The organism is Kitasatospora sp. NPDC097691, from assembly GCF_040302665.1.
GTDB lineage: Bacteria > Actinomycetota > Actinomycetes > Streptomycetales > Streptomycetaceae > Kitasatospora.
The window spans coordinates 51296-75471 of record NZ_JBEORY010000030.1; the positions used below are offsets into that span (position 1 = coordinate 51296).

The 24176-nt window shown below is 71.5% G+C and carries 27 protein-coding genes; 13 read left to right on the forward strand and 14 right to left on the reverse strand.

Annotated features, from left to right (window positions below):
* The first annotated feature begins 273 nt into the window (after window positions 1–273).
* The gene (locus tag ABTY56_RS21715; protein WP_350630599.1) at window positions 274–1518 is read left to right on the forward strand and encodes a hydroxymethylglutaryl-CoA lyase-like TIM-barrel protein; all 1245 of its coding nucleotides are present in this window, start codon (window positions 274–276) and stop codon (window positions 1516–1518) included.
* Window positions 1518–2249: a hypothetical protein gene (locus tag ABTY56_RS21720; protein WP_350630601.1), complete on the forward strand. Its 732-nt coding sequence runs from the start codon at window positions 1518–1520 to the stop codon at window positions 2247–2249. Before ABTY56_RS21715 ends, ABTY56_RS21720 begins: the two co-directional genes overlap by 1 nt.
* A gap of 92 nt (window positions 2250–2341) precedes the next feature.
* Here ABTY56_RS21720 and ABTY56_RS21725 read toward each other — a convergent pair whose 3' ends face one another.
* Window positions 2342–2977, reverse strand: coding sequence for a hypothetical protein (locus ABTY56_RS21725; RefSeq protein ID WP_350630603.1), 636 nt, complete (start codon window positions 2975–2977; stop codon window positions 2342–2344).
* A gap of 379 nt (window positions 2978–3356) precedes the next feature.
* Here ABTY56_RS21725 and ABTY56_RS21730 point away from each other — a divergent pair, with 379 nt between their 5' ends.
* From ABTY56_RS21730 to ABTY56_RS21740, 3 genes are all read left to right on the forward strand, one after another.
* Window positions 3357–4256, forward strand: coding sequence for an aminoglycoside phosphotransferase family protein (locus ABTY56_RS21730; protein WP_350630604.1), 900 nt, complete (start codon window positions 3357–3359; stop codon window positions 4254–4256).
* 209 nt (window positions 4257–4465) lie between these two features.
* Window positions 4466–4843: a PadR family transcriptional regulator gene (locus tag ABTY56_RS21735; protein ID WP_350630606.1), complete on the forward strand. Its 378-nt coding sequence runs from the start codon at window positions 4466–4468 to the stop codon at window positions 4841–4843.
* Window positions 4840–5439, forward strand: a complete 600-nt coding sequence (locus tag ABTY56_RS21740) for an HAAS signaling domain-containing protein (protein WP_350630608.1) — start codon at window positions 4840–4842, stop codon at window positions 5437–5439. Before ABTY56_RS21735 ends, ABTY56_RS21740 begins: the two co-directional genes overlap by 4 nt.
* A gap of 239 nt (window positions 5440–5678) precedes the next feature.
* On the opposite strand, the gene ABTY56_RS21745 is transcribed toward ABTY56_RS21740, so the two are convergent.
* The 3 genes from ABTY56_RS21745 to ABTY56_RS21755 all read right to left on the reverse strand — a co-directional run bounded on the left by ABTY56_RS21745 (window position 5679) and on the right by ABTY56_RS21755 (window position 7559).
* Entirely contained in the window at window positions 5679–6542 is an 864-nt protein-coding gene (locus ABTY56_RS21745) for an SCO6745 family protein (RefSeq protein ID WP_350630610.1), read from the reverse strand.
* 70 nt (window positions 6543–6612) lie between these two features.
* Window positions 6613–7317, reverse strand: coding sequence for a GntR family transcriptional regulator (locus ABTY56_RS21750; protein WP_350630612.1), 705 nt, complete (start codon window positions 7315–7317; stop codon window positions 6613–6615).
* Between the two features lie 17 nt (window positions 7318–7334).
* Window positions 7335–7559, reverse strand: a complete 225-nt coding sequence (locus tag ABTY56_RS21755; RefSeq protein WP_350630614.1) for a hypothetical protein — start codon at window positions 7557–7559, stop codon at window positions 7335–7337.
* A gap of 137 nt (window positions 7560–7696) precedes the next feature.
* On the opposite strand from ABTY56_RS21755, the gene ABTY56_RS21760 reads away from it, so the two are divergent.
* Window positions 7697–9265, forward strand: coding sequence for a ricin-type beta-trefoil lectin domain protein (locus ABTY56_RS21760; RefSeq protein ID WP_350630616.1), 1569 nt, complete (start codon window positions 7697–7699; stop codon window positions 9263–9265).
* 560 nt (window positions 9266–9825) lie between these two features.
* Here the strand turns inward: ABTY56_RS21760 and ABTY56_RS21765 are convergent.
* From ABTY56_RS21765 to ABTY56_RS21785, 5 genes are all read right to left on the reverse strand, one after another.
* Window positions 9826–11337, reverse strand: a complete 1512-nt coding sequence (locus ABTY56_RS21765; protein ID WP_350630618.1) for a hypothetical protein — start codon at window positions 11335–11337, stop codon at window positions 9826–9828.
* A 323-nt stretch (window positions 11338–11660) separates the two neighbouring features.
* Entirely contained in the window at window positions 11661–11936 is a 276-nt protein-coding gene (locus ABTY56_RS21770) for a hypothetical protein (protein ID WP_350630620.1), read from the reverse strand.
* Window positions 11937–12263: 327 nt separating this feature from the next.
* Window positions 12264–12806, reverse strand: coding sequence for a GNAT family N-acetyltransferase (locus ABTY56_RS21775; RefSeq protein ID WP_350630622.1), 543 nt, complete (start codon window positions 12804–12806; stop codon window positions 12264–12266).
* A 378-nt stretch (window positions 12807–13184) separates the two neighbouring features.
* Window positions 13185–13721, reverse strand: a complete 537-nt coding sequence (locus ABTY56_RS21780; protein ID WP_350630624.1) for a GNAT family N-acetyltransferase — start codon at window positions 13719–13721, stop codon at window positions 13185–13187.
* Complete coding sequence (locus ABTY56_RS21785; protein WP_350630626.1) at window positions 13718–14980, reverse strand: NsdA family TPR-like regulatory protein; 1263 nt, start codon at window positions 14978–14980, stop codon at window positions 13718–13720. The genes ABTY56_RS21780 and ABTY56_RS21785 overlap by 4 nt, the downstream gene beginning before the upstream one ends.
* Window positions 14981–15296: 316 nt before the next feature.
* Here ABTY56_RS21785 and ABTY56_RS21790 point away from each other — a divergent pair, with 316 nt between their 5' ends.
* The 3 genes from ABTY56_RS21790 (at window position 15297) to ABTY56_RS21800 (ending at window position 16621) form a co-directional block, all read left to right on the forward strand.
* The gene (locus ABTY56_RS21790) at window positions 15297–15503 is read left to right on the forward strand and encodes a hypothetical protein (RefSeq protein ID WP_350630628.1); all 207 of its coding nucleotides are present in this window, start codon (window positions 15297–15299) and stop codon (window positions 15501–15503) included.
* A 411-nt stretch (window positions 15504–15914) separates the two neighbouring features.
* The gene (locus ABTY56_RS21795) at window positions 15915–16142 is read left to right on the forward strand and encodes a hypothetical protein (RefSeq protein WP_350630630.1); all 228 of its coding nucleotides are present in this window, start codon (window positions 15915–15917) and stop codon (window positions 16140–16142) included.
* Complete coding sequence (locus tag ABTY56_RS21800; protein ID WP_350630632.1) at window positions 16139–16621, forward strand: ATP-binding protein; 483 nt, start codon at window positions 16139–16141, stop codon at window positions 16619–16621. Before ABTY56_RS21795 ends, ABTY56_RS21800 begins: the two co-directional genes overlap by 4 nt.
* Window positions 16622–16934: 313 nt before the next feature.
* Here ABTY56_RS21800 and ABTY56_RS21805 read toward each other — a convergent pair whose 3' ends face one another.
* Window positions 16935–17816, reverse strand: coding sequence for a TIGR03620 family F420-dependent LLM class oxidoreductase (locus tag ABTY56_RS21805; RefSeq protein ID WP_350630634.1), 882 nt, complete (start codon window positions 17814–17816; stop codon window positions 16935–16937).
* The gene (locus ABTY56_RS21810; RefSeq protein ID WP_350630636.1) at window positions 17813–18715 is read right to left on the reverse strand and encodes an NmrA/HSCARG family protein; all 903 of its coding nucleotides are present in this window, start codon (window positions 18713–18715) and stop codon (window positions 17813–17815) included. Before ABTY56_RS21810 ends, ABTY56_RS21805 begins: the two co-directional genes overlap by 4 nt.
* Before the next feature lie 142 nt (window positions 18716–18857).
* Here ABTY56_RS21810 and ABTY56_RS21815 point away from each other — a divergent pair, with 142 nt between their 5' ends.
* Window positions 18858–19445 carry a TetR/AcrR family transcriptional regulator gene (locus ABTY56_RS21815; RefSeq protein ID WP_350630637.1) on the forward strand — a complete coding sequence of 196 codons (588 nt, stop codon included), beginning with the start codon at window positions 18858–18860 and terminating at the stop codon, window positions 19443–19445.
* Window positions 19446–19660: 215 nt separating this feature from the next.
* Here the strand turns inward: ABTY56_RS21815 and ABTY56_RS21820 are convergent, their stop codons facing one another.
* Together ABTY56_RS21820 and ABTY56_RS21825 are read right to left on the reverse strand one after the other, a co-directional pair.
* Window positions 19661–20767, reverse strand: coding sequence for a LuxR C-terminal-related transcriptional regulator (locus ABTY56_RS21820; RefSeq protein ID WP_350630638.1), 1107 nt, complete (start codon window positions 20765–20767; stop codon window positions 19661–19663).
* A gap of 10 nt (window positions 20768–20777) precedes the next feature.
* Window positions 20778–21209, reverse strand: coding sequence for an ester cyclase (locus ABTY56_RS21825; RefSeq protein ID WP_350630639.1), 432 nt, complete (start codon window positions 21207–21209; stop codon window positions 20778–20780).
* Here ABTY56_RS21825 and ABTY56_RS21830 point away from each other — a divergent pair.
* Window positions 21199–21357 (forward strand): hypothetical protein, encoded by a 159-nt coding sequence (locus tag ABTY56_RS21830; protein WP_350630640.1) that lies wholly within the window; start codon window positions 21199–21201, stop codon window positions 21355–21357. The two genes, ABTY56_RS21825 and ABTY56_RS21830, sit on opposite strands and share 11 nt — an antisense overlap.
* 30 nt (window positions 21358–21387) lie before the next feature.
* Here ABTY56_RS21830 and ABTY56_RS21835 read toward each other — a convergent pair whose 3' ends face one another.
* Window positions 21388–22266: an NAD(P)H-binding protein gene (locus tag ABTY56_RS21835; protein ID WP_350630641.1), complete on the reverse strand. Its 879-nt coding sequence runs from the start codon at window positions 22264–22266 to the stop codon at window positions 21388–21390.
* A gap of 382 nt (window positions 22267–22648) precedes the next feature.
* Between ABTY56_RS21835 and ABTY56_RS21840 the strand changes: the two genes are divergently transcribed.
* Both ABTY56_RS21840 and ABTY56_RS21845 read left to right on the forward strand, forming a co-directional pair.
* Window positions 22649–23209 carry an RNA polymerase sigma factor gene (locus ABTY56_RS21840; protein WP_350630642.1) on the forward strand — a complete coding sequence of 187 codons (561 nt, stop codon included), beginning with the start codon at window positions 22649–22651 and terminating at the stop codon, window positions 23207–23209.
* An 89-nt stretch (window positions 23210–23298) separates the two neighbouring features.
* Window positions 23299–24096, forward strand: a complete 798-nt coding sequence (locus ABTY56_RS21845; RefSeq protein WP_350630662.1) for a zf-HC2 domain-containing protein — start codon at window positions 23299–23301, stop codon at window positions 24094–24096.
* Window positions 24097–24176 lie beyond the last annotated feature (80 nt).

A 24176-nucleotide genomic window follows, 5' to 3' on the forward strand; every position in this document is an offset into this window, starting at 1 on the left:
CCGGAGGGTGGGGAGCGGGGTGGGCACGCCTGGCGGATCCGTCCAGGCCGGAGGGCGGCGCAGGCCGGGGCGGAGGCCGGCATCTCCGCGACGGTCGGCATCTCCGCGACGGTCGGGCTCGCCTCGGGGGCCAGGCGCAGGGACGGCGAACGCCTTCCGGCGATCGGCCCCGTGTCTGACGGTCAGTCATCTACAGTACGGAGCCGACTGCTTTCCACCGGTGGAGGGCTGAGGGCCGGGCCGCCCAGCGGGCCGCGCCGGGGATCGGGGTGGGTGGTGGGCGGGGATCTGGTCCGGGAGTCGGCCCGGGCGGGGCGGGTGGTCCTGTGGGAGGAGTCCGCGCGGGACGGCGCGCAGGCCAAGACGCTGATGACAGCCGGGTTCCGGGTGCGCCTCGCGCGGGAGCAGGGGCGGATCTTCGGTGCGGACGGGCCGCGGCACGTGGTGTTCGCGGCGGGCTTCCCGGCGGTGTGCGGGGAGGAGTTCGAGGCGGTGCGGCGGGTCGCGGTGGAGGCTGAGGGCGCGGTCAGCGTCGCCGCCGTGTGCCGGGGGACGGCGGCGGACGTGAGGCAGGCCCTCGCCAGTGTCGGGGGTACGGCGCATGCCCGGGTCATGGTCGTCGTGCCGGCGTCCGAGGCGATGGCGCAGGTGATGACCCATCGGGCGGCGCGCGAGGCCCTGGAGCAGGGCGTCGCACTCGTCAAGGACGCCAAGGACGTCGACGACCGGGTCGCGGTGGACGTCTGCCTGGCGGACGCCTCCCGCGCCGACCACGCGCTGATGGCCGCGTACGCGGAGGCGCTGACCGGGGCGGGAGCCGGGACCGTGGTCCTGGCCGACACCGTCGGACACCAACTCCCTTGCGATGCGGCAAAGATGTTCACCACGGTGGCCGCAGGGGCCGGCGAGGAGGCGGTCCTCGCCTCCCACCTGCACAACGACCTGGGCCTGGGCCTGGCCAACACGCTGGAGGCGCTGCGGGCCGGGGCGCGGGTGGTCGCAAGTTCCTGGCTGGGCATCGCCGAGCGCAGCGGCATGGTGGCGACCGAGCAACTGCTGTTCCTGCTCGCCCACCACCCCGAGCGCGCGGCACAGCTGCTGGGCACGGATTCCGGTGCCTGGTGGACGGCCCCGGACCTCACCCGGCTGCCGGGCATCGCCCGGATGGTCGCCGAGGAGACGGGAGTGCCGCTGAGTGTGACCACACCGATCGTCGGTACCGGTGTCGGTACGATCTCCACCGGTACCCCGTTCGTGCATCCGCGGCTGTTCCAGCCGTTCGACCCCCGGGAACTGCTGGGGATCCCGCCGAGCGTGGTGCTCACCCACCTCGCCAGCGCCCGCGTGGTGAAGGCGGTGGCCGCCCGGCTCGGCCACGACCTGGACGACGCGCAGGCGCAGGCCGCGATGCGCTGGGCGAAGGCGCGCGCGTACCGGACCGGCCGGGCGGTGGTCGACGACGTGGCCTTCGGCGCCTACCTCGACGGGCTGCGCACTCCGGTGACGGGAGACCGCTGATGACGGCGAACCGGGCGCCCGCTCCTGACCTGGGCACCGTCGACGTCGACGGCGCCCGGGCTGCCCTGCGGCGGGGAGCGGCGGTGGTGCTGCCGAACCCGGCGCCGCTGACCTCCGTCGTCGCCGCGACCGACCCGCAGGCCGTCAACACCGCCAAGGGCAGGCCGGCCGGGCAGGCCGTCGCCCTCTGGGCCCACGACCCCGACACCGCCACGGCACTGGCCCCCGTCCTCGACCTCGACCCGCGCCTGAGCGCCGTGGCCCGCCGGCTGCTCGCCGACGAGCTGGTCACCCTGCTGGTGCCGCTGCGGTCCGGCGCCCGTGGGCCGTCCTGGCTGTCACCGGCCACCCGGGACGGCTGGACCCTGCTCTTCGGCGCCCGCTGGACACCTCTGCTGCCCGTCCTCGCCGACCATCCGGTCCTCTACGTCAGCAGCGCCAACCGCACCGGGCACCCGCCCGCCGGCTCGGCCGCGACCGCTGCCGCGATGTTCCCCGCGACGGTGCCCATCCTCGGCTCCGCCTCCCTCACGGGCGCCGACCGGGAGCCCGCCGAAGGCCCTCGCGCGGCGACCACCACGCTGCGTCTGCACCCGGACGGGCGGATCGACCTCCACCGTCACGGCGCCCAGGACCGGCCGTACCCGGCCCATGGCCACTTCCTCGACCACATCCGTCGCGCCTACGCCACCGCGGGCGGCGACAGCCCCGACAGCCCCGCGGACACGTGAGGTGCTGACTCACTGCCGACTTTGCGACTGGCCGTCAGATCGGCGCGCGCCGGCAGGTCTCCGTCGTAGGGGCCGCTGCACGCGGGTCCGGCTCAGCGACCGCCCACGAGCGCGAAGGCGAAGGCCAGACGGCGGTCGATCCATTCGGCCTTCACAGTGACCTTCGCACTGCCTTCCGAGGTCATCACCACCGCGTCGTCGGCCCGCCACTCCAGCGTGCGGGGCTTGGACGGCTGGTCGCCACCCTCCGCGCCGAAGTCGGCCAGGGCGTCGAGGACACCGAGCGTGAACCGGCCCGCTGCCCGCCCGAGTGCGTCCTTCGCCGAGCCGCCCGCGACCCACTGGTTACGGCCGACGATCGTGGGGCGGCCGGGCTGGTCGATGGCCCAGGTGTGGCGGAACGGACGCTTGGGCGGAAGGCGGCGAAGGGTTCCGATGAGTCGGCCCTGTCCGTCGTGAACCGGATGGTGCCGCTCGCCGTCGACGTCTCGCGGTTCGCTGACGTAGCAGAGCAGGCGGTCGGCGTCGACGTCTTCGAACAGGGCGAGCAGAGGCACGGCGGGCGCGGGGGCCGAAACCGGTGTCCGCAGTGCGGAAGAGGTGGCGACGTAGGCGCAGGGGGCGAGGACGCGGTCGTTCTTGCCGCCCCTGGCCACCCGGACGGCGCGCGGGCCCCAGCCGATCCGGTTGCGCGTGGGGGTGGCCGGCCGCTCGACATCGCTGATCACGAACTCCCTGACCCGTTCCCAGTCCACGGGCTCGACGCGGGGTTCCGCAGTGTTCTTCCTGTCCCTGCCGAAGCGCATTTCCGTCCCCAGGCCGTCCGGCTGATCGGTGCCCCACCCTATGCGGTGCCGCCGACGAATGCGGCGGTGCCGTCCGCTGTGCGGAGGCCGGGCCGCTCTGGTTCCACCCGGTGCACCAGGTAGCGGCCGCCTTTCGGGCCCAGCCGCACCGGGCTCGGCTCGTCCGGCTTCGAGGAGTTGGCGCGCGGAGTCCCGTAACCGATGACGCTGGTGCGGAAATCCGGTCGACAGGCGACCTGCGAGGCACTGAGATGGCCCCAACTGCCTGCCGCACGGGGCGGGTCGACTCCAGGAGCTGCTCTTGGCAACCGAGAGAACCGCGGACATCCGCCCCGCGGTCGATGCCTCACTGGCCAGACGGCTGGTCGACGCGCAGTTCCCGCAGTGGGCCGAGCTGCCCCTGGAACTGCTCGACCCGGCCGGCTCGGACCATGTGATCTACCGGTTGGGCGAGGAGCTGTCCGTTCGGCTGCCCCGTCATGTCGGCGCCAGCGGGCAGGCCAGGAAGGAGGCTGAGTGGCTGCCACGGCTCGCCCCGCACCTGCCACTGGCCGTCCCGGTACCGGTGGGGGTGGGGGAGCCCGACTTCGGCTATCCGTGGCCGTGGGCGGTGTCCCGTTGGCTGGACGGCGAGGTGGCGACCGTCGAGGCACTGGCCGATTCCTCCGAGGCCGCCGTCGAACTGGCCGGGTTCCTGGCCGCTCTTCAGCGGTTCGAGCCCGAGGAGATCCCGGCCCGGGGTGCCGGCGAGGGTCTCACCGTCCGGCCGCTGGTCGCACGGGACCGGGCGACGCGTGCCGCCATCGCGAAGGTCGACGGCGCGTTCGACGCTGCGGCCATGACCGAGCTGTGGGACGCGGCGATCGGCGCCCCCGGATGGGATGGTCCTCCGGTCTGGTTCCACGGTGACCTCCACACCGGCAACCTGCTGACCGTTGACGGCCGCCTCAGCGCAGTCATCGACTTCGGCGGCCTCGGCATCGGTGACCCGGCCTGCGACCTGACGATCGCCTTCACCTTGATGTCGGCCGGGAGCCGGGCCGCTTTCCGTGCCGCGCTCGGCGTGGACGACGCCACCTGGATCCGGGGCCGCGGCTGGGCGCTGGCCACGGCCCTCAACGCCTACACCCACTACGCCGCCGTCAACCCCCGGGTCGCCGCGCAGACCACCCGTCAGATCACCGAGGCCCTCATGGGCTAGGTGTGCATCTGCCGGAGTTCGGTCACACCTGGCTCTCGGTCTTCTGCTTGAGGCGTTCGTAGGGGGTCTGGCCGTCGCCCCGGTCATTTCCCTCGCCGTCACCCGGACCTCGCCCGTTACCGCGACCCTCGCCTCGACCGTCCTCGCTCGGTTCGTTGCCGGCGCTGCTATCGCACACGTTGCTTGTTTTGCATGCTAGCTTGTTATGCATGGTACCTGGCATCGCAAATGAGGGCGCCGACGGTGCCGTGGACGGACCGGTGGCGACGCAGCTCCGCAAAGGCGTGCTGGAGTACTGCGTGCTCGCGTTGCTGCGCGACGAGCCGCGCTACGGCGTCGAGTTGCTGCAAGAGCTCGGACGGTTCCCGACACTGGCGACCAGTCAAGGCACGATCTATCCCCTGCTGTCACGGCTGCGGCGGGCCGGACTTGCCGACACGTTCCTGCGCGACTCGGCCAGCGGGCCGTCCCGCCGCTACTACACCCTCACCGATGCCGGGCGCAGCGCGCTGAAGGAGTTCGCAACGCTGTGGCCCGCCTTCCGTGAAACCGTCGACCACATACTCGCCCCGGGAGACACCCCGTGAACAACGCCACCGAGCACCCCCTGGTCCGCGCCCACCTCGACGCCGTCGAGCGGTTCATCGCGCCTCTGCCCGCCGAACGACGCCGCGAACTGCTCGCCGACCTGCGCGAACACGTCGAGGTCGCGCTTGCCGAGAGCGACGCCGCCGACGAGGGCGCCATCCGGCACGTGCTCGAACAGCTCGGCAGCCCCCGGCGGATCGCCGACGCCGCGCTCGCCGAGGACGGTCGTGCCCTACCCGAGCCGGAGACCAGCCGCCGCACGACGACGACCCTGGTCCTCGCCGTCCTGGCGATGCCGTTGCTCCTGGTCCCGGTCCTCGGGCCCGGCCTCGCGTTGGTCAGCGCCGTCGTCGCGGCGGTTCGGGTCGCGAAGTCCCCGCAGTGGACCGGACGGGAGAAGAAGCAGGCCACGCTGCTCCTGCTCAGCCCGATCGTGCTCACGCCCCTGGCGGCCGTCGCCGTTGCCTCCTCCGCGGGACTGACCCCAGCCGGCGTCCTCGGTGCCTGCGCGATCGGGTTCTGCCCGACGCTCGGCGCCGCGTTCCGCCTCGCCCGCTCCGCCGCCCGGCTGCGCTCCGCCGCCTTGGCGGCCTGAGCCCCGCTGTTCAGTGGGCGCGGCGCCCGGGCCCGGGGGGAAGCTTCCATCCGAGCGCGCACCAGCGCCGGAGCCGCGGCCCGGAGGCGTGAACACGCGGCCGGCGTCCCCGGTGTGCCGGACGCCGCCATCCGGCACACCCGGGGACCCGCGTCGCGTGCAGGGCGTAGGTGACGGCCGATGACCCGGGCTGCCGCCTGGGCGTAGCTGTTTCGAGGGCGCCGGACTGCTGACCGTCCTCAGCGCTTACCGAAGTGCACGGCGGGGAAGGCGCCCGCTGCTCTGAGGGTGGCGGAGAATCCGCCTGCCAGTTCGGTGAGGCGGGCGGTCGCGGTGGGGCCGAGGTGGTCGTACGGGGCGGCGTCGAGGCGGTCGGTGAGTACCTCGGTCTCGTCGCGCAGGGCCGTGCCCGCCTGCGTGAGGTCGCCCGCCTCGTCCAGCAGGCCGCGCTCGCGCAGTTGCTCGCGGGCGGTGTCCCACTGCTGTGCGGACCACCCGCGGGTCTGCATGAACAGGGCCGATGTCGGTGCCGTGCCGGTGGCGTTGTGCAGCACCAGAGCCTCGATGCCGGACAGGCCGGCGATCGTGAGGGCGGCGAGGTGGCCGTCACCCCGGTGTTCCCGCAGCAGTGTCGCGGCGTGCCACAGGGCCAGGTGCGGTTCTTCGGGTACGGGGAGGCCGGCGTTGGCGGCGTAGAGCGGCCGTGCCTCTCTGCGGCAGGCTTCGGTGGCGCGCAGCGCCAGTTCGGCCGCCTCCCGTATCTCCGTGGACGTGAGGGCGTCGTTCCCGAGTAGCCGCCGCAGTGTCCGGTCCGCGCCGCGCAGCCGTGCCGTGAGCACCTCCTCCGGTGTGGTGACGGTCCACGCGGCGGGGATGTACCGCTGTACGTGCTCGTGGTTGAAGTTGTAGAACGTCGCGGTGACGGTGCCCGCGTCGACGGCCCCGAGCGGTGCCGCGCGGCTCGCGAGGTAGGCCATGGGTCCGCGCTCCAGCCCGAGTGCCGCGAGTTCGTCCTGCGGCTCCGGTGCGAAGTACACCGATGCGTGCAGGGGGTTGACGGCGTTGTGGCAGTGGCGGCCCGTGCTCGCTTGGAAGGACGTCATGTGGTGGCTCCGATGTCGGTGGTCGGTTGGGGTCGTGCGGCCGGGCGGGAGGGGCGGGTCATGATTCGGGTCATGATTCGTTCGCGGGTTCGTGGTGGGGGCAGTCGGTCAGTCCGGCCGCGGTCTGGGTGAGGTGCCGGGTCAGGACCTCGGCTGCGGTGTCGGCGTCACGGGTGAGGGCCGCCTCCTCCAGCCGGCGGTGTTCCAGGAGGCCGTCCCGGTCGGGGTTGCGGTGCGCCGACCAGCGGCGGGCCAGCTCGCTCGCGGTCCACATCCGGTCGAAGGTCTCCAGCAGGACGGGGTTGCCGCACGCCTCCAGCAGGGTGCGGTGGAAGAGGCGGTGGGCTTCGGCCCATGCGCTGCTGTAGTGCCTGCCCTCCTCCGGTGCGTACGCCGGGGTGCGGGCCAGACGGTGGTGGGCGGCTCGTACGCGGGCTTCCCAGTCGATGTCGCCGCGTTCGACGGACATGCGCAGCATGGCCGGTTCGATGGTCCGGCGGGCCTCCGCGATCTCCTGCCAGCGACGGTCGGAGAAGGTCGGGACGGCGAAGCCGCGGTTGGGCAGCCGGTCGGCGAGGCCCTCGCCGACCAGCCGCACGAGCGCCTCCCGGACGACGGCGAGGCTCACGCCCTGCTCCTTGGCGAGGTCCTGGGGTTTGAGGGCGTCACCGGGGGCGTGGTCCCCGCGCATGATCGCATCCCGCAGGTGTGTGTGGACCTGCTCGGAGAGCATCGGCTTGCCCGCGGGGGGCGAGGTGTGGATCGTCTGGGTCATGGTCACATGATAGACGATCAGATCGATAATCGATTATCCGTTTTATCGTCGATCTCCGGCATTGCCGGACCTCGCCCGTGACTGTTGGAGTACGCCGCCGAGCGCGCCGAGCGCGCCGAGCGCGCCGAGAGCTCAGAGGCCGAGGTGAGGCCTTCGGCGGGGTTGAGACCGCGCGCGCCGATGTGCACCTCCGCACGCTCCGCTACGCGCTCTGCCGGACGGGCGGGGATGCCGCCGATCATGAGGCCGACCGGGGTCGATCGGCAGCGAACGACCGTGACGGAGCGGGGCGTTCGGTGTCGTCCCGCTCCGCCTGCACAGCCGCTGTGACCGGCCCCGGGACCGTAGCGCTTCCAAGGGCACCACCTGGAGGATCGACATGACCACCCGACTGCGACTGCGACTGCGACTGCGACTGCCGCGCCACGTCGTCGCCCTGGCCGCGGCTCTCCTCATCGCCGTGTCCCTCATCCCGCTCACGGCCACCGGCGCGCGGGCGGCGACCCCGATCTGCATCAGCGGTGCGTTCCAGTACGACTACCAGTCCGCCGAGGACGGAACGGCCAAGCCCACCCGCACCAAGCCGCTCCGAAACGCCAACGTCGAGCTGTGGGGCGCCGAGGGCAACGAGGACGGACACTCGCTCGGCGTCTGGGGGTTCACGGGGGTCGACGACGGGAGCTTCAACCTCTGCTACACGCCCACGACGACCACCTCGCTGAGGGTGGTGTGGGCGCAGGCCTGGTCGCAGAGCAGTCGTCTGTGGCGGGTCCTCGACTACAACGCCCAGTACTACACCCTGCAGTCGCCGACCTATCTCCACGTCACCGCCAGCAGGAACGTCGGCACGACCAAGCCGCCGGCCGCCACCGCCCGAGCCTGGCACGCCTTCGACACCATCAACCCCCTGTGGTGGTACCGCGCGAACCCTGCGAGCATCTGCTGGTCCGCCCACGAGCTCGACAACAACAACTGCACCGAGCTCAACATCTACTGGGCCGACGGCAACGACAAGGCCTCCTACGACCCCGACTACAACCAGCTGATCCTCGCCGGCACCGTCCCCGACTCCGAGCACACCGTCCTCCACGAGGCCGGCCACTTCCTCATGAACCGCCTCTACAACGGAATGTTCCCGAAGTCCGACAACTGCTCATCGCACTACATCCCGACCGTCAGCTCCGAGACGTGCGCGTGGACGGAGGGCTTCGCCGACTCGGTCGCCGCCTACGTGCTCGGCGACAACCGCTACGTCTTCAGCAACGGGACGAGCACCGAGTTCACGTACGGCAACGGCTGGCAGGTCGGCGACCAGGTCCAGGGCAACGTGGACGGCTCGCTGCTCGACCTCTGGCGCAACGTCGACGGTGACTGGGACAGGAGCATCGCCGCGATCACCGCGAAGCAGCCGGCCACGTTCTCGGCCTACTTCAACACCGTCCGCCCGGCCGCGAACCCGCCGCTGGCCACCGGCAGCGCGGCACTCGCCCCGCTGGCCCGGCACACCATCGACTACGGCCCCACCATCATCGGCGACGGCAAGTACCACAGCCTCACCAACGGCAGCGGCCTGGCCCTGGAACGCTACGGCTCGTGCAGCGCCACCAGCGGCGCGAACGCCAGCCTCGGCACCCTCGACACCACCCGCAGCTGGCAGCGCTGGAAGGTCGACGCGAACCCGGACGGCACCGCGCGGATCTCCGACGGCTGCACCCAGCCGCTCACCCTCACCGCACCCTCCTCCACCAACGGCGCCGTCACCCTCAAGGCCTTCGACCAGGCCAACGGGTACCAGAAGTGGCAGATCACCAAGGCCAACGGCACCCTGCGGCTCACCAACCCGCAAACCGGATGGGTCCTCGACAGCACGAGCATCACCGTGGGAGCCACCGCCGTCGCCAAGCCGCCGAGCGGCGCGAACTCCCAGTCCTGGGCCCCGCTCGCCTGACCGACCTCGGCCGTCCCGCCGGCCTCGCAAGAGGTCGGCGGGACGGCCCCGTGGTTGTCCCCGCCCAGCGCCCGGCCCGCGAGGACACGGCCCTCAACCCGGCCATCCGACAGAGCATCGACGGAGCTCTCGCGACCTCTGGTACCTCCGCTGACAGCAGCGGGGCACTATGCCCGCCCTCGCCCGCGCGGACACCGAGTGGACGATCGTCCGGACACCCGGATACGCCGTCGGAGGATGTGTCGCGGCCCGCCCGGGCGGCTCGGGTCAGTAGGGGGCTCCCAGCCGTGCCAGATCCCTGTGTAGTCGAGGGGGCCGCCATCTTCTCGCCCGTCTCCGTCACACGCCGTGCCGCTCTACAACTGCAGAGCCTGACCGCGCGGTTCCGCGCTGTCCGCCCTGCTGGCTGCGGTGAGAGGGAACTCGGGGCACCGTTAAGTCGCCTTGTCCGGAGTGCCCGTTTCCCCCAGGTCCCCCCCAGCTCCACCGCACCCGCTACGTGGGGTGTGCTGCTTGCCCGGCCAACACGTCACCGCGCATGGCGAGGTCATCCGGAGCGATTAGACCGGCAGGCACGGGGCGGGTTCCTTGTCGCAGTTGGCCCAGTGGGCAGGGTTGGTTGCTCCGCCCAGGTCGTACAAAAGCCGCTGCGACACGTGGGCGGGCAGAGCCTCGACCGTGAACGGTTTGCCCTGATTGTCCACCTTCGTGGTGAACTTACCCTCGGGGGTGAGGTAGTCGACCCGGAACTCCCAGGAGCAGACCTGCCCGGTGATGCCGCCGACCTGGACGGCGATGTCCCCGGGCGTGATGGCCTGGCCGAGGTCGAGCTTGTGATGGGCGAAGTAGTCCACACCGACCGCGAAGCCTTCGTCATCGAGCTCCACCGCCGGGGTGCCGGGTGGCACGGCGACGGACAGGAAGACGCTCGGCACGCTGCCCTCACCCGCCGACGGGGCGCGAACGGAACTGACGGCCCGGCTGGGGCTGCAGGAAACGTCGGTGATCCCGATGCTCTCGATGGTCACGGACGAGGAACGGTCGCTGGTGAAGTGCAGGCGGTAGCTGTCTCCGCCCACCATGCCCTGGTGTTCCCGCTGCTGGATCGACTTCATGGCAGGGTCATCGGTGTTGGGCGAGGTCTTGGGTGCGTCGCCCTCGGGCAGCAGCCGGGCGCCCAACGGCTCCAGGTACGCCCGCACCCCGGCGAGGTCCTCCGGCTTGAACAGCGCGAGCCCCGCCTGCTCCGCCCGGGTCAGAGGCCGGTCCAGCACGAAGGTCCAGACGCCGTAGCGACGCAGGTCCGGTCCGTCCACCACCACCTGGAACGGGACGGTCTGCCGGTCGAGGTCCTTCCCCGCCTGCCGCTGGACCGCGGCATCCCCCGCCGCAGTCCGGCCGCTGTACCAGTGCTGGCCCACCACGACAGCCGCCGCGAGCGCCAGCGCGAGGACTATGCCGCCGACGGCACGGGCCGGCGTGATCCGACGCCCAGGGCCGCTGCCGGGACCGTTGTAGAAGGTGATCGGCGCGTTGACATCCCGGCCCGCGCGATGTCGGGCCGTGATGCTGCTCGCCGCCCGCTCCCTGAGCTCGGCCACCTCCCACCGCAGCGCCCCCAGCTCCCACTGGTCCTCCGCGAGCTGCTCCCCGTGCCCCGCGAGTGTGGACTCGGTCCGTGCCAGAGCGTCGAGTGCTGCAGCCAGCCGCCGCTGCACCTCGGCGGCGGCACGGTCATCCCGGACCCGGCCGATCTCGCTCCGCAGCTGCGCCAGCTCGTCCGCCACCCAGGCCAAGGGTCGAGCGGCGTGAGCGGCCTGCGCCAGCCCCTCCAACTCCGCCCGCGCCCGGGCCTGCGCCTGCTCACCCAGCCACTCGGCGACCATCGCGAGGAAGCCGGGCACCATCTGCCGGGGAGCGGTGATCCGCAGCTTGCCGTTGAGGTACTTGCTGTACTTCTCCTCCGACCAGCGGAGCCGTTCGGCCTGGTCCTTCTGCAGCATTCCGGCATTCCTGAGCTGCCCGGACCAGCGCTTGAGCGCTGCTGCCAGGGCGAGGTCTGCCTCGGACACGCTACTGCCAGGATCATTCTGTGCCACGGTCGCTCCCAGGAATTCAGGTTGCCCAAGCTTTGACAACTCTTGCCCCTCCCCGCAACTCCCCTGCTCAGGTTGGCTTGTGACCATGAGTCAGAACACATCAAAGCGCCGGCGGCGCCGAACATCCGCGCCCTCGAAGCTGGTACAGGCCGCTGGAGCCGTGCCGGTCCTCACAGGGGCCCCGTGGTGGTGCGTCGCCCTCGGCATCGTCTGCGCCACCCTGCTCGGGTTGGCGACCACGCTCTTCCCCCAGAACAGCGCAGACCGCCGCGCGGTGCTCCAGAGCTGGACTGATGTCAGGCGACGTCGAAAAGGCGGCGTGGCTGAGACGCCTCCCGCGCCTCGTGCAGTCGGGCACCGGCCGTTGAGCAACAAGGGCAAGGGCGCAGCTCCTGCTCCCTCGACAGGCGGTAGGGCCGCTCGGCCGTCGCGAGCTTCCTCAGGTTCCAGCGCGCCGTGAAGGCCGCCGTCGACGCCTCGCGCCGCTCGAACCCCGCACGTGCGGCCTGCCGGCTCCTGGCCTCGCCGGCGGTCTGTGCCACGGGCGTCTTGACCGGGTCGGCCTTCTCCACCTCACCGACGACGGCCGACCCGGCGGTGCCCGCTACTTCGGGGGTTGGGTGGAGGCCACCAGGTTGGGGCCGGAGATCTGGTCGGCCTCGGAATCAGGGAAGCGGCTACGGATCCGGGGCTGTAGGCGGTGCGCTGCTCTGCTTCCTGCCCACGATCTTCTTCCCGATGTCGACGCCTTGGCTGGCGGTGGGACGTTCATGGAGGTCTTCACGCTCCGGGAGCCGAGAGTGCAGGCTGTCTGCTCGGGGCGCGCCACCCGAGCACGACGAGGCTGTGACTCCGCCTTCAGGCGGACGTTCCGGCAGCCGCGGGTACGCCACGGCCCGTCACGGGATCGGGCGGAGCATGGAGTCGTAGCGCGGTCCATCCGGGTAGGGCTGCATGGTGCCCATCCGGGAGTAGCCCCACCGCTCGTAGAGCGCCCGCACCCGCGGGTGGTCCTCCTGGACCAGGAGGTGGGAACGGTCCTCGATCCGGTGGGACAGCAGTTCCTCGTGCAGGGTCCGTGCGATGCCCGTCCCGCGCCAGCCCGCACGAACCATCACCTCGCACAAGGCGAAGGTGCGGGTGTCGGTTTCCTCCAGCAGCTCAGCCGGCGCCGCGGTGATGAGACCGCCCCACTGGTAGGCCGCGGTGCGCGCGAACCCGTAGGCGTAGCCGATCGCCTCGCCGTTGATCTCGCCGAGGACGCAGCCCCAGCGCGACCCGGCGGCATGCCGACGAAGGCGTTCCGCGAACCGCTCGACGGAGAAGAACGGGTCGACGTCGGCCTCCTGCGCGTACACCTCCGAGTAGACCTCGATCAGCTGCTTTTCGATGACGGGAAGGGCATCGGTGGTGTGGTAGCTGACGGTCAGGGCGGCGGCCACGGGGTGCTCCGTATGGTGTTGGGCGGCCCGGGAGGGCCGGATGTGGCTGACGGGGGGTCTTGCCTTCAGTGGCTCCTGAGGAGTGGCCGTCCGGCTCTCCGGGGCACCCTGACCGCTGATTGAGATCTGCGTCCTGGTCGCTGTTTACGGAGCTGACGGCGGGGTGTTCCTCGGGCCGAGGAGAGTGCTGGTTTCGGCGTGGGGAGCGTGGGATGACACAGCAGCGGGCCCGGAGCTGGGTGGGGATCGACGCGGGCAAGGGCCACCACGGGGCGGCGGCCGTGGACGAGTCGGGTTCCAGGTCTGGTCGAAGATGGACCAGGAGTGTGTCCAGTCGGGTCGAGCGGGAGCAGGGACTCTTCCCCAGTCGCGCTTGGCTCAGACCGCGCACCTCCGGATCATCGCCACGAGCGGCGGTGCGTCCGGATTGGGCTGGACCTCGTTGATGGCCGAGTAGCCCCAGGACTCGTACAGCGCGAGCACTTTGCCGTCGCCGGCGGCGGAGTTCACCATCAGGGTGATCCGCTCCTCGGGGCGGTTGCCTGCGAGGTCCTCGTGGATGCGGCGGGCGGCGCCCGTGCCGCGCCACGGTGTGCGGACGCCCAGCTCCTTGAGGGCGAAGACCGGGTGGGCGGTGAGCTCGGGAGCCAGGGGCTTGGACATCCGGGTCCACCAGCGGTCGCCGGAGCGGATGGTGTTGCCGTAGGCGTAGCCGATCGGCTCGTCCTCGTCGTAGCCGATGACGGCTTCGAAGCCGGGCTCGTCGCTGTGGCGGTCGAGGCGCTCGGCGAACGTGGCGACGGCGTAGTTGGGGAGGTGGAGCAATGGCGCCCGGACGTCCGCGTAGAGGCCGATCAGCGTCTGGCGTGCGAGGGGGGACAGCTCGGTGAAGTGGCGCAGGTCCGGCTCCGTCACGCGGGTGTCCTTCGGTTGTCGTGGGTGTACTGGTCCCAGAGTTGCGCGTGGGGACTGTTCGGTGCCACGTCCAGCAGGGCCGAGCCGAAGCGGTCGAGCATGCCGGCGACCCGCGGGTGCGCGGCCAGCCCTGCCGGGATGGCCATGGCGGTGGTGACGGCGGGTTCGAGATCGCCCTGGCCGAGCTGGGCACGAGCCAGTCGGGCGTTGGTGATGGCACGGCTTCGCTGCATGTGAGGACGGAGCAGGCCAAGGCTGCGGTGCGCGTGGGACTCGGCGTCCTCGTACCGGCCGAGCGCCAGGTAGGCGGCGAGTGCGAGGGAGTCGAGTTCTGCCTGGTCGTAGTGCGCCGCCAGCCAGACCGGGCGGATGTCGCCGGTGCCCGCTCGGTCGAGCGCATCCTGGGCGCGGCTGACGGACCGGCGGACGGCATTCACGTCACCGGTCAGGCCGTGGATCGCCGCGTGTCGAGCGTGGCCGAGGGAGGCGAACAGAGGGTCGCGGCAGGCGATCGGCAGGTTGCGGGCGACGTTGTTGGCCGCGAGGGCGTCGTTCGGCTTGCGCAGGTGCCGGAAGAGGCTGCCGGCGTGAGACCAGATGCGGAACTGGATCGCGGCGTCCCCGGACATCGCGGCCAGGCTCGCGGCTCGTTCGTGATGGCGCAGTGCGGTGTCGAAGCGCCGGCCGTCGATGGCGGCCCACATGGCGGAGGACATGAAGGACGCGGAACAACCGAAGAGCGCGGCGCGGACGCGTTGGCTGGCAGCCCCGTGTTGCTGGAGGTCGAGTGCCTCGTCGGCAAGCGCTTCGGCGCGCGTTTCGATGCTGAGCTTGCCTCCGTGCCGATGGTCGCTGGCGATCACGTCGGCGAACCGGGTGTTCAGCCGTTCCACGTCGCTGTGGCCGATCCTGCGAGGCGCTGCGATAGCGGGGGAGCCGACCGCGAGGGCGGTTCCGGTCGCGGCGGTCATGAAAGATCGTCGCTTCACATCATCCTCCGGGTGCGCGCGATTGCCTCTGCCGGGTTGGACGAACCCGAGGTCTGGACCAGTACACCCGAATACTGCCCTGAGTGCTTCCCGGTGTTTGACCGGTGGCCAACTGGTCTTTCCCGTAAGCCAGTTGTAGACAGTTCGCTCTGATACAGTGCCCGGTTTTCCCGTCAGGCAGCCGATCTCCAGGTTCACGCGGTCGGCCAACTCGGCGTGGGTCAGGCCGAGGTCGTCCATGAACCGGCGAAGTGCGAGGTTATCCGCCATGTGCACAAAGTAGCGCCGCGACTACCCGGGCGCATGCCTTCGAGTAATGGAAAGGTCAAGTTTTCCGGGTGCCCGCGAGTACGGGCCGTCGAGTTCTTCCTGACCCTCAGTGCTCCGAGGGTCGTTGACTGGATGCAGCCGTCCGGAGGCTCCGGCTGACCAGTGGACCTGCACGTGTGTGCCTGTGGCGCCAACTCGCCCTACAACCAGGAGACTTCATGAAGGATCGCCACGGCGTGGAGCGTCGCGGGCTGCAGAGGGTGGTCGTGACCGGAGCGGCCGACTTCATCGGCTCTACGAGGCTTCGGTGACCGCCGTGCTGTTTTCCCCCGAGCGGTACGCGCGAAGCGGCCGGTTCACCCAACGGATCTTCGAGTCCGTCCTCGCCGGCTGCTTGCCGCTGGTGCCGGCCACCCTCCGGGGTGCCGACGCGGTCGTGCCGCGGGAGCTGGTCGTCACCAGCGGTCCCGACGTGCTGGCCCACCGCCACCGCCCTCGCCCGCAGGAATTTCCGGGGGCGTGAAGTCGCCCGCCAGGCAATGTCCTATCCGCAGTCGTGTGACCGGCTGTTGACTCTCTGTCGGCAGTCGGCAATCGGGGCGAGGAACACCAGCCCCGAGGGGAACGGCCAGCTGACCCGCGCCTCCGCAACGGCGCGGCGGTGCGGGCCGACGCCCCGACACAGGGCCCTTCCGGGCTCTGCGGCGGCTCGATCATGCACCGGCACTGCCGGAGACCGGCAACCACCCAGGAGGGGCACGGTCATGAGCGACGGTAACAACCACGGCAACGGCAACGGCAACCAGCACGAGAACCCCGACAACGAGGCCCAGGGCAACGAGAACCACGGCGACGAGTAGCCGGTGACCTCCCGGGCCCCACCACCACTTCGGGGGCTCGGGAGGTCCCACTCCCAGGAAAGGCAAGACCAGAGGTGAACCAGATTCCCCCGGCGCGGCTGCCCGCCGTCAGCCCCACGCGCGGACGCCACCGGCGCAGGCAGGCACACGCCTTCAGCACGGCCGCCCACTCGCCGGACGTCAGCCCGGACGGACGCATCCTCTGCGTCCCGTCCGAGAGCAAGGCCCTGGCCCGCGCCGGGGTGCTCAACCGGCTCGTCACCGGGCTGCGCAGGCCCGTCCAGCAGAGGTGGCAGCCGTGACCAAGGCACCGCCCAGCTCGCGGCATCCGCTCGGCATCACGCGAGCTGTCTGGGCCGTCGACAGCGGGCCCGACGCCATCGCCCCCCTGCGGGAGAACGCCACCCGCGTGCTCAGGAGCTGGGGGCTCGAACCCGACGGCGACCAGCTGTTCGCCGTCCTCCTGGTCCTGACCGAGATGGTGACCAACTCCTCCGTCCACAGCGGCTCCGGGCTGATCGATGCGGAGATGTGGCAGGACGGCGACCGCATCACGGTCACGGTCGAGGACACCGGCCGCGAGGCCCCGGTTCAGCGCGTCGCCGGTCCTGACGACGAGTCCGGGCGCGGTCTCTTCCTGGTCCGCTGCTACTCCGAGTCGAGCGGCTGTGAGTGCCGGCCGACCGGCAAGCGGATGTGGGCCGTGATCGGCCCCAACCCGGACCCCGAGGACAACGCCCTCCTCCTGGCCGCTCTGGGCGAGTCTCAGCCCGCCGTGTGACCCCCGGCTCCCGTCCCATCCCGCTGGGGCGGGCCGGGCCCGCGCCCGTCCATCTCATGCGGCGTGCGGCGCGGCCGGCGGCTCCTCCCTTGGTCGGCGGGCAGGAGGAGCCGCCGAGCCCCCTACCGACATCTTCGAGGACAAGACGACCGTGATCAGGAACTCGTTCACCGACTCGCGAATAGCGGCACCCGCGCCATGCCTGTTCGGCACAGGGCATAAGCCGGTTCCTCGGCCGGGTCGGACGCCGCTCACGGCAGGCTGCAGCGTGGGAGCCGCGGTCTTGCTGCGGCTCCCACGTGGAGGGATTCGATCAGGGCAGCAGGTGGCGGGCCAGGTTCTCCCAGTGGCGGATGGGGGCGATGCCGGGTGTGGGGGTGAGGAGGTGGAGGCTGACGTGGTCGGCTCCGGCGTCGAGGTGCTCGTGGACACGGCGGGCGATGTCCTCGGCATTGCCGTGGGCCACAATCGCGTCAACGAGTCGGTCGTCGAGCGTGTCCACGTCCTGGTACCCCAGGTCGTGCAACAGCGCGCGCCGATTGGGCAGGGCTGCTGCGGCGGTGGCTGCTGCCAGTTCGGCTGTCCGGGAACGGTCGGGGCTCAGGACACACAGTTGGGTCACGGCCAGAAGGGCATCGGGCCCGAGCGCCGCCCTCGCGGTGCGGGTGTACTCGACGGGCATGCCCAACACGCTGGCACCCCACGCGCGTTCGGCGGCGAGCGCGAGCATTCCCGGGTCCAGGGCCGCGAGCAGGCGATGCTGCGAGGCCGTCGTGTCGGGTGGACCGAACGGGGAGGTGTCCAGCGTGTCGAGGTAGGCGCGCATCGCGGCCGGCGGCGGGTCGAAGCGGTGACCGCGGATGTCCTCGGCGAGGCTGGGGTGGCTCTCCCACAGCGCGAGCAGGAACCGCCCGGGGAACGCCTCCTCCAGGGTGCGCTGGGCGGCGGCGGTCGTCACCGCGTCGCGCGCGTAGATGTCGGTCATGCCGGCGGCCACCGTGATCCGCCGGGTGGTGGACAGCAGGATCGCGGCCTGCGCCATGGCCTCGCGCCCTGTGGTCTCGGCGAACCAGAGGGTGTCGTAGCCGAGATCCTCGATTGCTGCCGCGGCCTGGCGAACCGCTGCCGCGGGGTAGCTGTCGAGGTCGCCCGCCCAGATCCCGATGCGCCCGAGGTCGTGCTTGCGCCCGTTCATGCGTTCTGCCCGGCGGTGGGCTGGGTGGCCAGGAAGGCGGCGATCTGGGCGGCGCCGGTGCGCTCCAGCCAGGTACGGAGGTTCATCGCTTCGGGGTGGATACGGCGGGTTGCGGTGATGTCCGCGCGATAGCCGCGTTCGTTGAGCCACTCGTTGGCGAACGCGAAGTCCTCACTGAGGGCCCGGATCGTTTCGATCGGGATCCGGACATACGGCAGCGGGTGTCCGAGTGCGTTCTCGATGGCCGCGGCGATCCGGACCGGCGTGAGTTCGTCGCCGGCCAGGGCGACTTCGCGACCGATCCAGTCCTCGGGCCGGGAGAGGGCCAGCGCGGTGACGAAGCCGACGTCGTCCACGGCCATGATCTGCTGCGGGACCTCGGGTGCGAGGGCGGTGGTCAACGCCCCGTTCTGTAGGGCATAGGCGCCGGTGAAGTTCTCCATGAAGGAGACCGGCCGCAGGATCGTCGCGGGCAGACCGAGTGCGGCGATGTGCTGCTCGATCCGCCACTTGCTGACCAGGTTCTGCGGCAGTGTTTCGCTGCCGTGACGGTCCGCGCCGGCAACCGAGGTGAAGACGAAGTGCTCGATACCGGCGGCATGCGCAGCCTCGGCGACGTTGATTCCCCAGCGGACCTCATCCTCGGCGCTGAAATCCGGCGCGGTCCCGGGGGAGCCGACCGTGGGCTGGACGCTGAACATGCCGTATGCGCCGTCGGCCGCGGCGATCAACGAGGCGACATCCTCCATCTGCGCGCGCACGATCTGCGCACCGGCGCTCGCCAGCTCCTTGGCCGGCGCCCCGTCCGGGTCGCGGGTGAGTGCGCGCACCTGCCAGCCGCTGCCGAGCATGTGCCGTGTCACTGCCCGGCCCTGCAGGCCGGTCGCCCCCACCACCACGACGGTCTTTCCTGTCGGTTCCACGAATCTCCCCGTGTCGCATGCCGACGAGGACCCACACCCGTTAACTGGGGTGGCCCTCCGTTTATTGGTCGCTACGATATGGAGAGCCACCCCAGTTAGCAAGTCGTCAGGAGTTCCCGTGCCCAAGAGCGCAGCCGACCCGGCTTCGCGGCCGATGCGTGCCGACGCACGCCGCAACTACGACCGGATCGTGGCCGCCGCCGAGAGCCTGGTCGCCGAACAGGGCGCCGAAGCCTCACTGGAGGAGATCGCCCGACACGCCGGAGTCGGCTCGGCCACGCTCCACCGACACTTCCCCTCCCGGCAGTTGCTCCTGGAAGCCGTCTTCAAGGGCCGAGTGGACGCCCTGTGCGCCAAAGCGCGTGACCTGCTGCCCGACCCTGATCCCGGAGCCGCACTCGCCGGCTGGCTCCGCGCCGTCGGCGCACACGCCGTGGCCAACCGCGGCCTGGGAGCATCACTGATGCGCGGCGCCCGCGACGGCGACCCGACACTGGGAAGTACCTGCCACGCGATGATCACCAGCGCCGGCGACGAACTCCTCGACCGCGCCCGCCACGTGAACGCCGTACGCCCCGATGTCACCATCACCCAACTGCTCAAACTCGTCAGCGCCATCGCTTTGGCCACTGAGGCGGACCCCGACGGCCCGGGCGAGGCCGACCGGCTGCTCGACCTGGCCATCGACGGGGTGCGCGCGCGCTGAAGCTCCATCCCGCAGCCAAGGAGCGCAACGCCTTTCTCGGTCGGTCTGATTCGACATCGAGTAGTCCCCCGTCCGCAGGCACGGAGGAGGGCGCTCGACCTGCGTCCAACCCGTCATGCGGCTGTGGCTGCCGTGCCGCCCGGAGCGCGGAGGAACTCGGGGCCACCGAGCTCCGGGACGCGCCTGGGCGGCTGCTCTGCCTCTGTGTGGGCTGCTCAGTGCCTGTGCGTGGTGAGGACGGCAGTGATGAGTTCCCGGCGGCTGCTGACACCGAAGCGGGCGAAGACCGCGGTGAGGTGTTCCTGGACGGTGTAGGCGGAGATGTGGAGCCGACTGACGATCTCGCGGGTGGAGCAGCCCTGGAGCACCAGGGCGGTCACACGGTTCTGCGCGGGGGTGAGCCCGTGGGCGGCCAGGAGCAGGGATCCGATGTCGGTGGAGGGGGTGGGTTCGATGACCACGCAGATCTGGTCCCCGGCAGGGCCTTGCAGGCGGGTCGAGTGGAGGGTGAGCCAGTGGCCGTCGCTGGCTTGCAGCCGGACGGATCCGTGGCGGTCCGAGGGCTCCCGCTCCGGCGCTCTTGGTGCGCGTGCTGGTGGCGGCGAGGCCAGGCGGGCCGCCACGGAGTGGACGGGCAAGGGAAGCCCCTGTGGCCCGGGTGCCGGCAGGCGGGCGAGCCAGTGTTCGGCTTCCGGGTTGATCGAGACCGGTCGGAGTTCCGTGTCGAGCAGGATGACGCCGGGTGCGCCCGGGGCGCCGGGGACGCCCGGTGTATCGGGACCGTCGCGCGTCACCCTCTCCCGGATCACGCTGCTGCGCAGGCCTTCGGCCAGGTGCGGGGCGAGCTTGCCGAGGGTGGCCAGTTCCTGCCCGGAGAATCCGGCTTCGGCATCCGCCCGGTGCAGGCACAGGACTCCCCAGCATTCGTGCCCGGCGATCAGGGCCGCCCGGAGCTCGTCACCCAGCCCGAGGCCGGCCATGATCTCCCGGTAGCGGGGGCTGTCGGTCCGCCGTCCCCGGGTTGCCCGGTCCAGCGTGGTCACCGTGTCCGGTCCCCGGGCGAGTGCGGTGAACTTGTTGACGTCCTCGCGTGCGAACTCGTTGTCCAGGAAGAGCGGGCCGGCGTCGGCCAGCGGTTCCTGGGCGACGGCCGAGGTGAACAGCAGGGTCGCGGGGTCGACGGCCGCGAAGAACGCCGCTTCGACGGGGAGGATCCCGGGCAGGCGGCGCAGCACCTCGGTGGTGAGCCCCGGCAGGTCCAGACCGGCGTGACAGCTGTCGATCAGCCGCTCGGCGTGTCGCTCCTGGATGCTGGTGCCCACGGCTTCGACGCTACGCCGGGACGGGTGTCGGCACGAGCCCGAGCTGGCGCAGCAGGCCGAGATCGTCCAGTCGTCCCCAGCGTTCGACGATCCGGCCGCCTCTGACACGGAAGATGTTGATTCCCTTGAGGACCACGGTGCGGCCGTTGCCCTCCACGCCCATCACCTCGCCCTGCTGGGTGCCCGAGGCGGTGAACTGCTCGACGACCAGGTCGCCCTCGCCGACCAGGAGGCCCGGGTCGGAATGCCAGTCGGGAAACGCCTCCCGGAACATCGCGCCGGCGGCCCGCATGCCCTCGCGGTCCGGGCCGACGCCCACGGGAGGGTCGTGGTCGACGTAGTCCTCGGCGAGGTAGGTGTCGACGGCTGACAGGTCACCCCTGGTGAACAGGGCGTCGATGAAGGCCGTCACTGTCTGCTTGTTCTGCTCGATGGTGTCCATACCGGACATCCTCGACGCGCGAAGCCCCGCCGGGTACCCCAACTCGTTGGGGTACCCGCCCGCCCGCCTGCCCGCGCTCGCCCGGCCCGGCTCGGTGCCCGGCGGCCTGTTCCGCCGGGAGCTGTCATCACGGGCGGGTGGTGGCTGAACCTGCTCGCGCCCGATCGGGCCGATGAGGTTACGAACCCTGCGTGAACGCGGCGGCGTGGTCTGTGGCCCACTGCCGGAACGTTCGCGGCGCCGTCCCGAGGATCTCGGCCACCGTACTGGTGACGTACGCGGGCTGTCCGACCGCCGCGCTCCAGCAGGCGAGCAGCATGTCGATGACAGAGGCGGGCGCCGCACCCTCCGACAGGCTCCGGAACTCGTCGGGCGTCATCTCCTCGAATGCGATCTGTCGCCCCAGGGCGTCACCGATGGCGCCGACCTGCGCGGCGTGGGTCAACGATTCGGGGCCCGTGAGGACGTAGTCGCCTCCGACGTATCCGTCCTGACAGAGGGTCCGTGCCACGACGGCGGCGACGTCGCGGTCGTCGACCGGTGCCGCCTCGGCGGCTCCGTAGGGCCACCGGACGAGCTCGCCCTTCCGGATCGCGGGCGCCCACCAGGCCAGCGAGTTCGACGCGAACATCCCCGGCCGGATGATCGTCGACGCCAGTCCGGCGGCCGCGATGAGCCGCTCGATGTCGGCGTGCATCGCCGCCATCGGGTTGGGCTGCTGGAAGAAGGGATGCGGCGTCCGGTGCGGGGAGGAGAGGAAGACGACCCGCCGCACGTGGGCTGCCAGCCTCTCCACGACTGCCGCGGCGGTCTGGGGCGGTGCGGTCCAGACGAGGAAGACCGCACCTGCGCCGTCCAGGGCCGGGTCGAGCGACTCGGGCACGGTGAGGTCGCCGGCGAAGACCTCGACCTTCGCCGGCAACACGGCCGCTGCCTCGGGGCGGCGGATGAGGGCGCGGACCGGCACGCCCGAGTCGAGGAGTCGGTCGATGACGATGCGGCCGATCCGGCCCGTCGCCCCGGTCACGAGCACGGGGGAAATGTCTGTCGGACTCATGCCATCCATAGAAACATTACTCGGTTAAAAAGACAACTCAGTAAGGAATTTCGCGACGGCCGGAAGGGTGAGCCGAGGGGATCGTGAGCACACAAGGAGGAGCGGCCGCGCGACGCCGCCGCCGACACGGCCGTAAAGCAGTGGACAGCCCTCCGGCTGCTGGGACGGAGTTCCTGCTGCCGGACGGGCGTCGGAGGGTGCGTCCGGCGGACGGGTGGCAGGGCTCCGCGGATCGGGGTGCCGGCGTTGACGGCCGAGGTCGATCGTGCGGCCACGGCCCGGCCGCCGGAAAGATCATCCGTCCGCGCCCACTCGCCTGCGACGTGTGACGGAGGTCACGTGAGAGTCAGAACCTGCACGTCGCGGCGCGCGTCTGGCTGGTGTGAGATCACGCAGGAAAGCACCGGAGGAACTGGACGAGGAGCGCCTCGTCCGATTGGTGGCCAAGGGCGACCGGGCGGCGTTCGACGAGCTGTACCGACGCACCGCGCCCTGGCTGGCGGTGCGGCTGCGCCGCCGCTGTGCGGACGAGCAGATCGTCGCCGAGGTCATGCAGGAGACCTACCTGGCAGTGTGGCGCGCCGCGGGCGCGTTCGCCGGCAGCGCGGTCGGCGGGACGGCCGTCGGGTGGGTGTGGACGATCGCGGCGCGCCGACTCGTCGACGCCTTCCGCCGCCGCGCCCACCACGCCGAACCCCCCGCGACCGCCGCCGGGCGGACGGTGGTGCCCGCGGCCGAGGACGAAGCGCTCGCCGGAATCGTCGGCGGTGACGTCGGCGACGCCCTGCGGCGGCTCGCGCCGGAACTGCGCGAGGTGCTGCAGGCCACGGTGCTCGACGGCCTCTCCGTCCGGGAGACCGCCGTCCTGCTCCGACTGCCCGAGGGCACCGTGAAGACCCGTGCCCGCCGGGCCCGGATCGCGATGAGGGAGGCACTGACATGAGAGAGCGGACCGTCAACGGCCGGGCCGGGCACGGCATCCGCCGAGCGGCGCGGGACGTCCACGCCGACAGGGACCACGCGTCGCAGCTGTTGATCGAGGCCTACGCGCGCGGCGACGCTGCGATCGCAGCGGACACCGTGTGGGCGCTGGAGGCCCATCTGGAGACCTGCGCGCCGTGCCGCAGCCGGCTGGCCGCCTCCGTGGCCGACGGGGCACCCGACATCGCCGCGCTCCTGGACACCGTCCGGGCCGGACTGGAACCCCAGCTGGACACGGTCGGTCCGGCGTCTGCCCGCCGCCGCCCGGGGTGGGTCCCGGCCTGGCTGACGCCGGTCACGGCCCCGTGGCTGATGATGACCGTCGCCGTCACCCTGGTGGCGTTGCTGCTGGACACGCTCGCGGCGCCGACGTTCTTCGGCGGCACCTCCCCGCTGGTGGCGGTCGCGCCCGTGCTGCCGCTGTGCGGCGTCGCCGCGGCGTGGTCGCGCGCGTTCGACCCGGCGCACGAACTGACGGCCTCGACCGCCCGGGCCGGCCTGCCGCTGCTCCTCAGGCGCACCACGGCGGTCCTCCTGGTGGTGCTGCCCGGTCTCCTGCTCGGCGGCCTGCTGACCGGGACCACGACGGCCGCCCAGTGGCTGCTGCCCTCCCTCGCCTTCACCTCCACCGCCCTGGCGCTGGGCAGTGTGGTCGGTGTGACCCGCGCCGCCGTGGGGGTGGCGGCCGCATGGGGCGCCGCCGTCGTGGTTCCCGCGTGGACCGTCGGCAACGTCCCCCTCGCCCTGCAACTCCTCCTGGGGCCGGACCGGTTGCCCGTGTGGGGGCTGCTCCTGGCGCTCGGGACCGGCGCCGTGATCGCCCGCAGGAACGCGTACTCGACGCTGTGAACCCCCTCGACGCTGTGAACCCTTCTTCGACGCTGTGAACCCGTCCTCGACGGTGAACACCTCCTTGACGCTGAACCCCT

Coding starts and splice junctions, on each gene's coding strand:
- ABTY56_RS21720 (WP_350630601.1), top strand. CDS start 1,518: ATGACGGCGAACCGGGCGCCCGCTCCTGACCTGGGCACCGTCGACGTC.
- ABTY56_RS21735 (WP_350630606.1), top strand. CDS start 4,466: ATGGTACCTGGCATCGCAAATGAGGGCGCCGACGGTGCCGTGGACGGA.
- ABTY56_RS21745 (WP_350630610.1), bottom strand. CDS start 6,542: ATGACGTCCTTCCAAGCGAGCACGGGCCGCCACTGCCACAACGCCGTC.
- ABTY56_RS21750 (WP_350630612.1), bottom strand. CDS start 7,317: ATGACCCAGACGATCCACACCTCGCCCCCCGCGGGCAAGCCGATGCTC.
- ABTY56_RS21755 (WP_350630614.1), bottom strand. CDS start 7,559: ATGATCGGCGGCATCCCCGCCCGTCCGGCAGAGCGCGTAGCGGAGCGT.
- ABTY56_RS21760 (WP_350630616.1), top strand. CDS start 7,697: ATGACCACCCGACTGCGACTGCGACTGCGACTGCGACTGCCGCGCCAC.
- ABTY56_RS21785 (WP_350630626.1), bottom strand. CDS start 14,980: ATGGCGGATAACCTCGCACTTCGCCGGTTCATGGACGACCTCGGCCTG.
- ABTY56_RS21805 (WP_350630634.1), bottom strand. CDS start 17,816: ATGAACGGGCGCAAGCACGACCTCGGGCGCATCGGGATCTGGGCGGGC.
- ABTY56_RS21830 (WP_350630640.1), top strand. CDS start 21,199: ATGGTGTCCATACCGGACATCCTCGACGCGCGAAGCCCCGCCGGGTAC.
- ABTY56_RS21825 (WP_350630639.1), bottom strand. CDS start 21,209: ATGGACACCATCGAGCAGAACAAGCAGACAGTGACGGCCTTCATCGAC.
- ABTY56_RS21835 (WP_350630641.1), bottom strand. CDS start 22,266: ATGAGTCCGACAGACATTTCCCCCGTGCTCGTGACCGGGGCGACGGGC.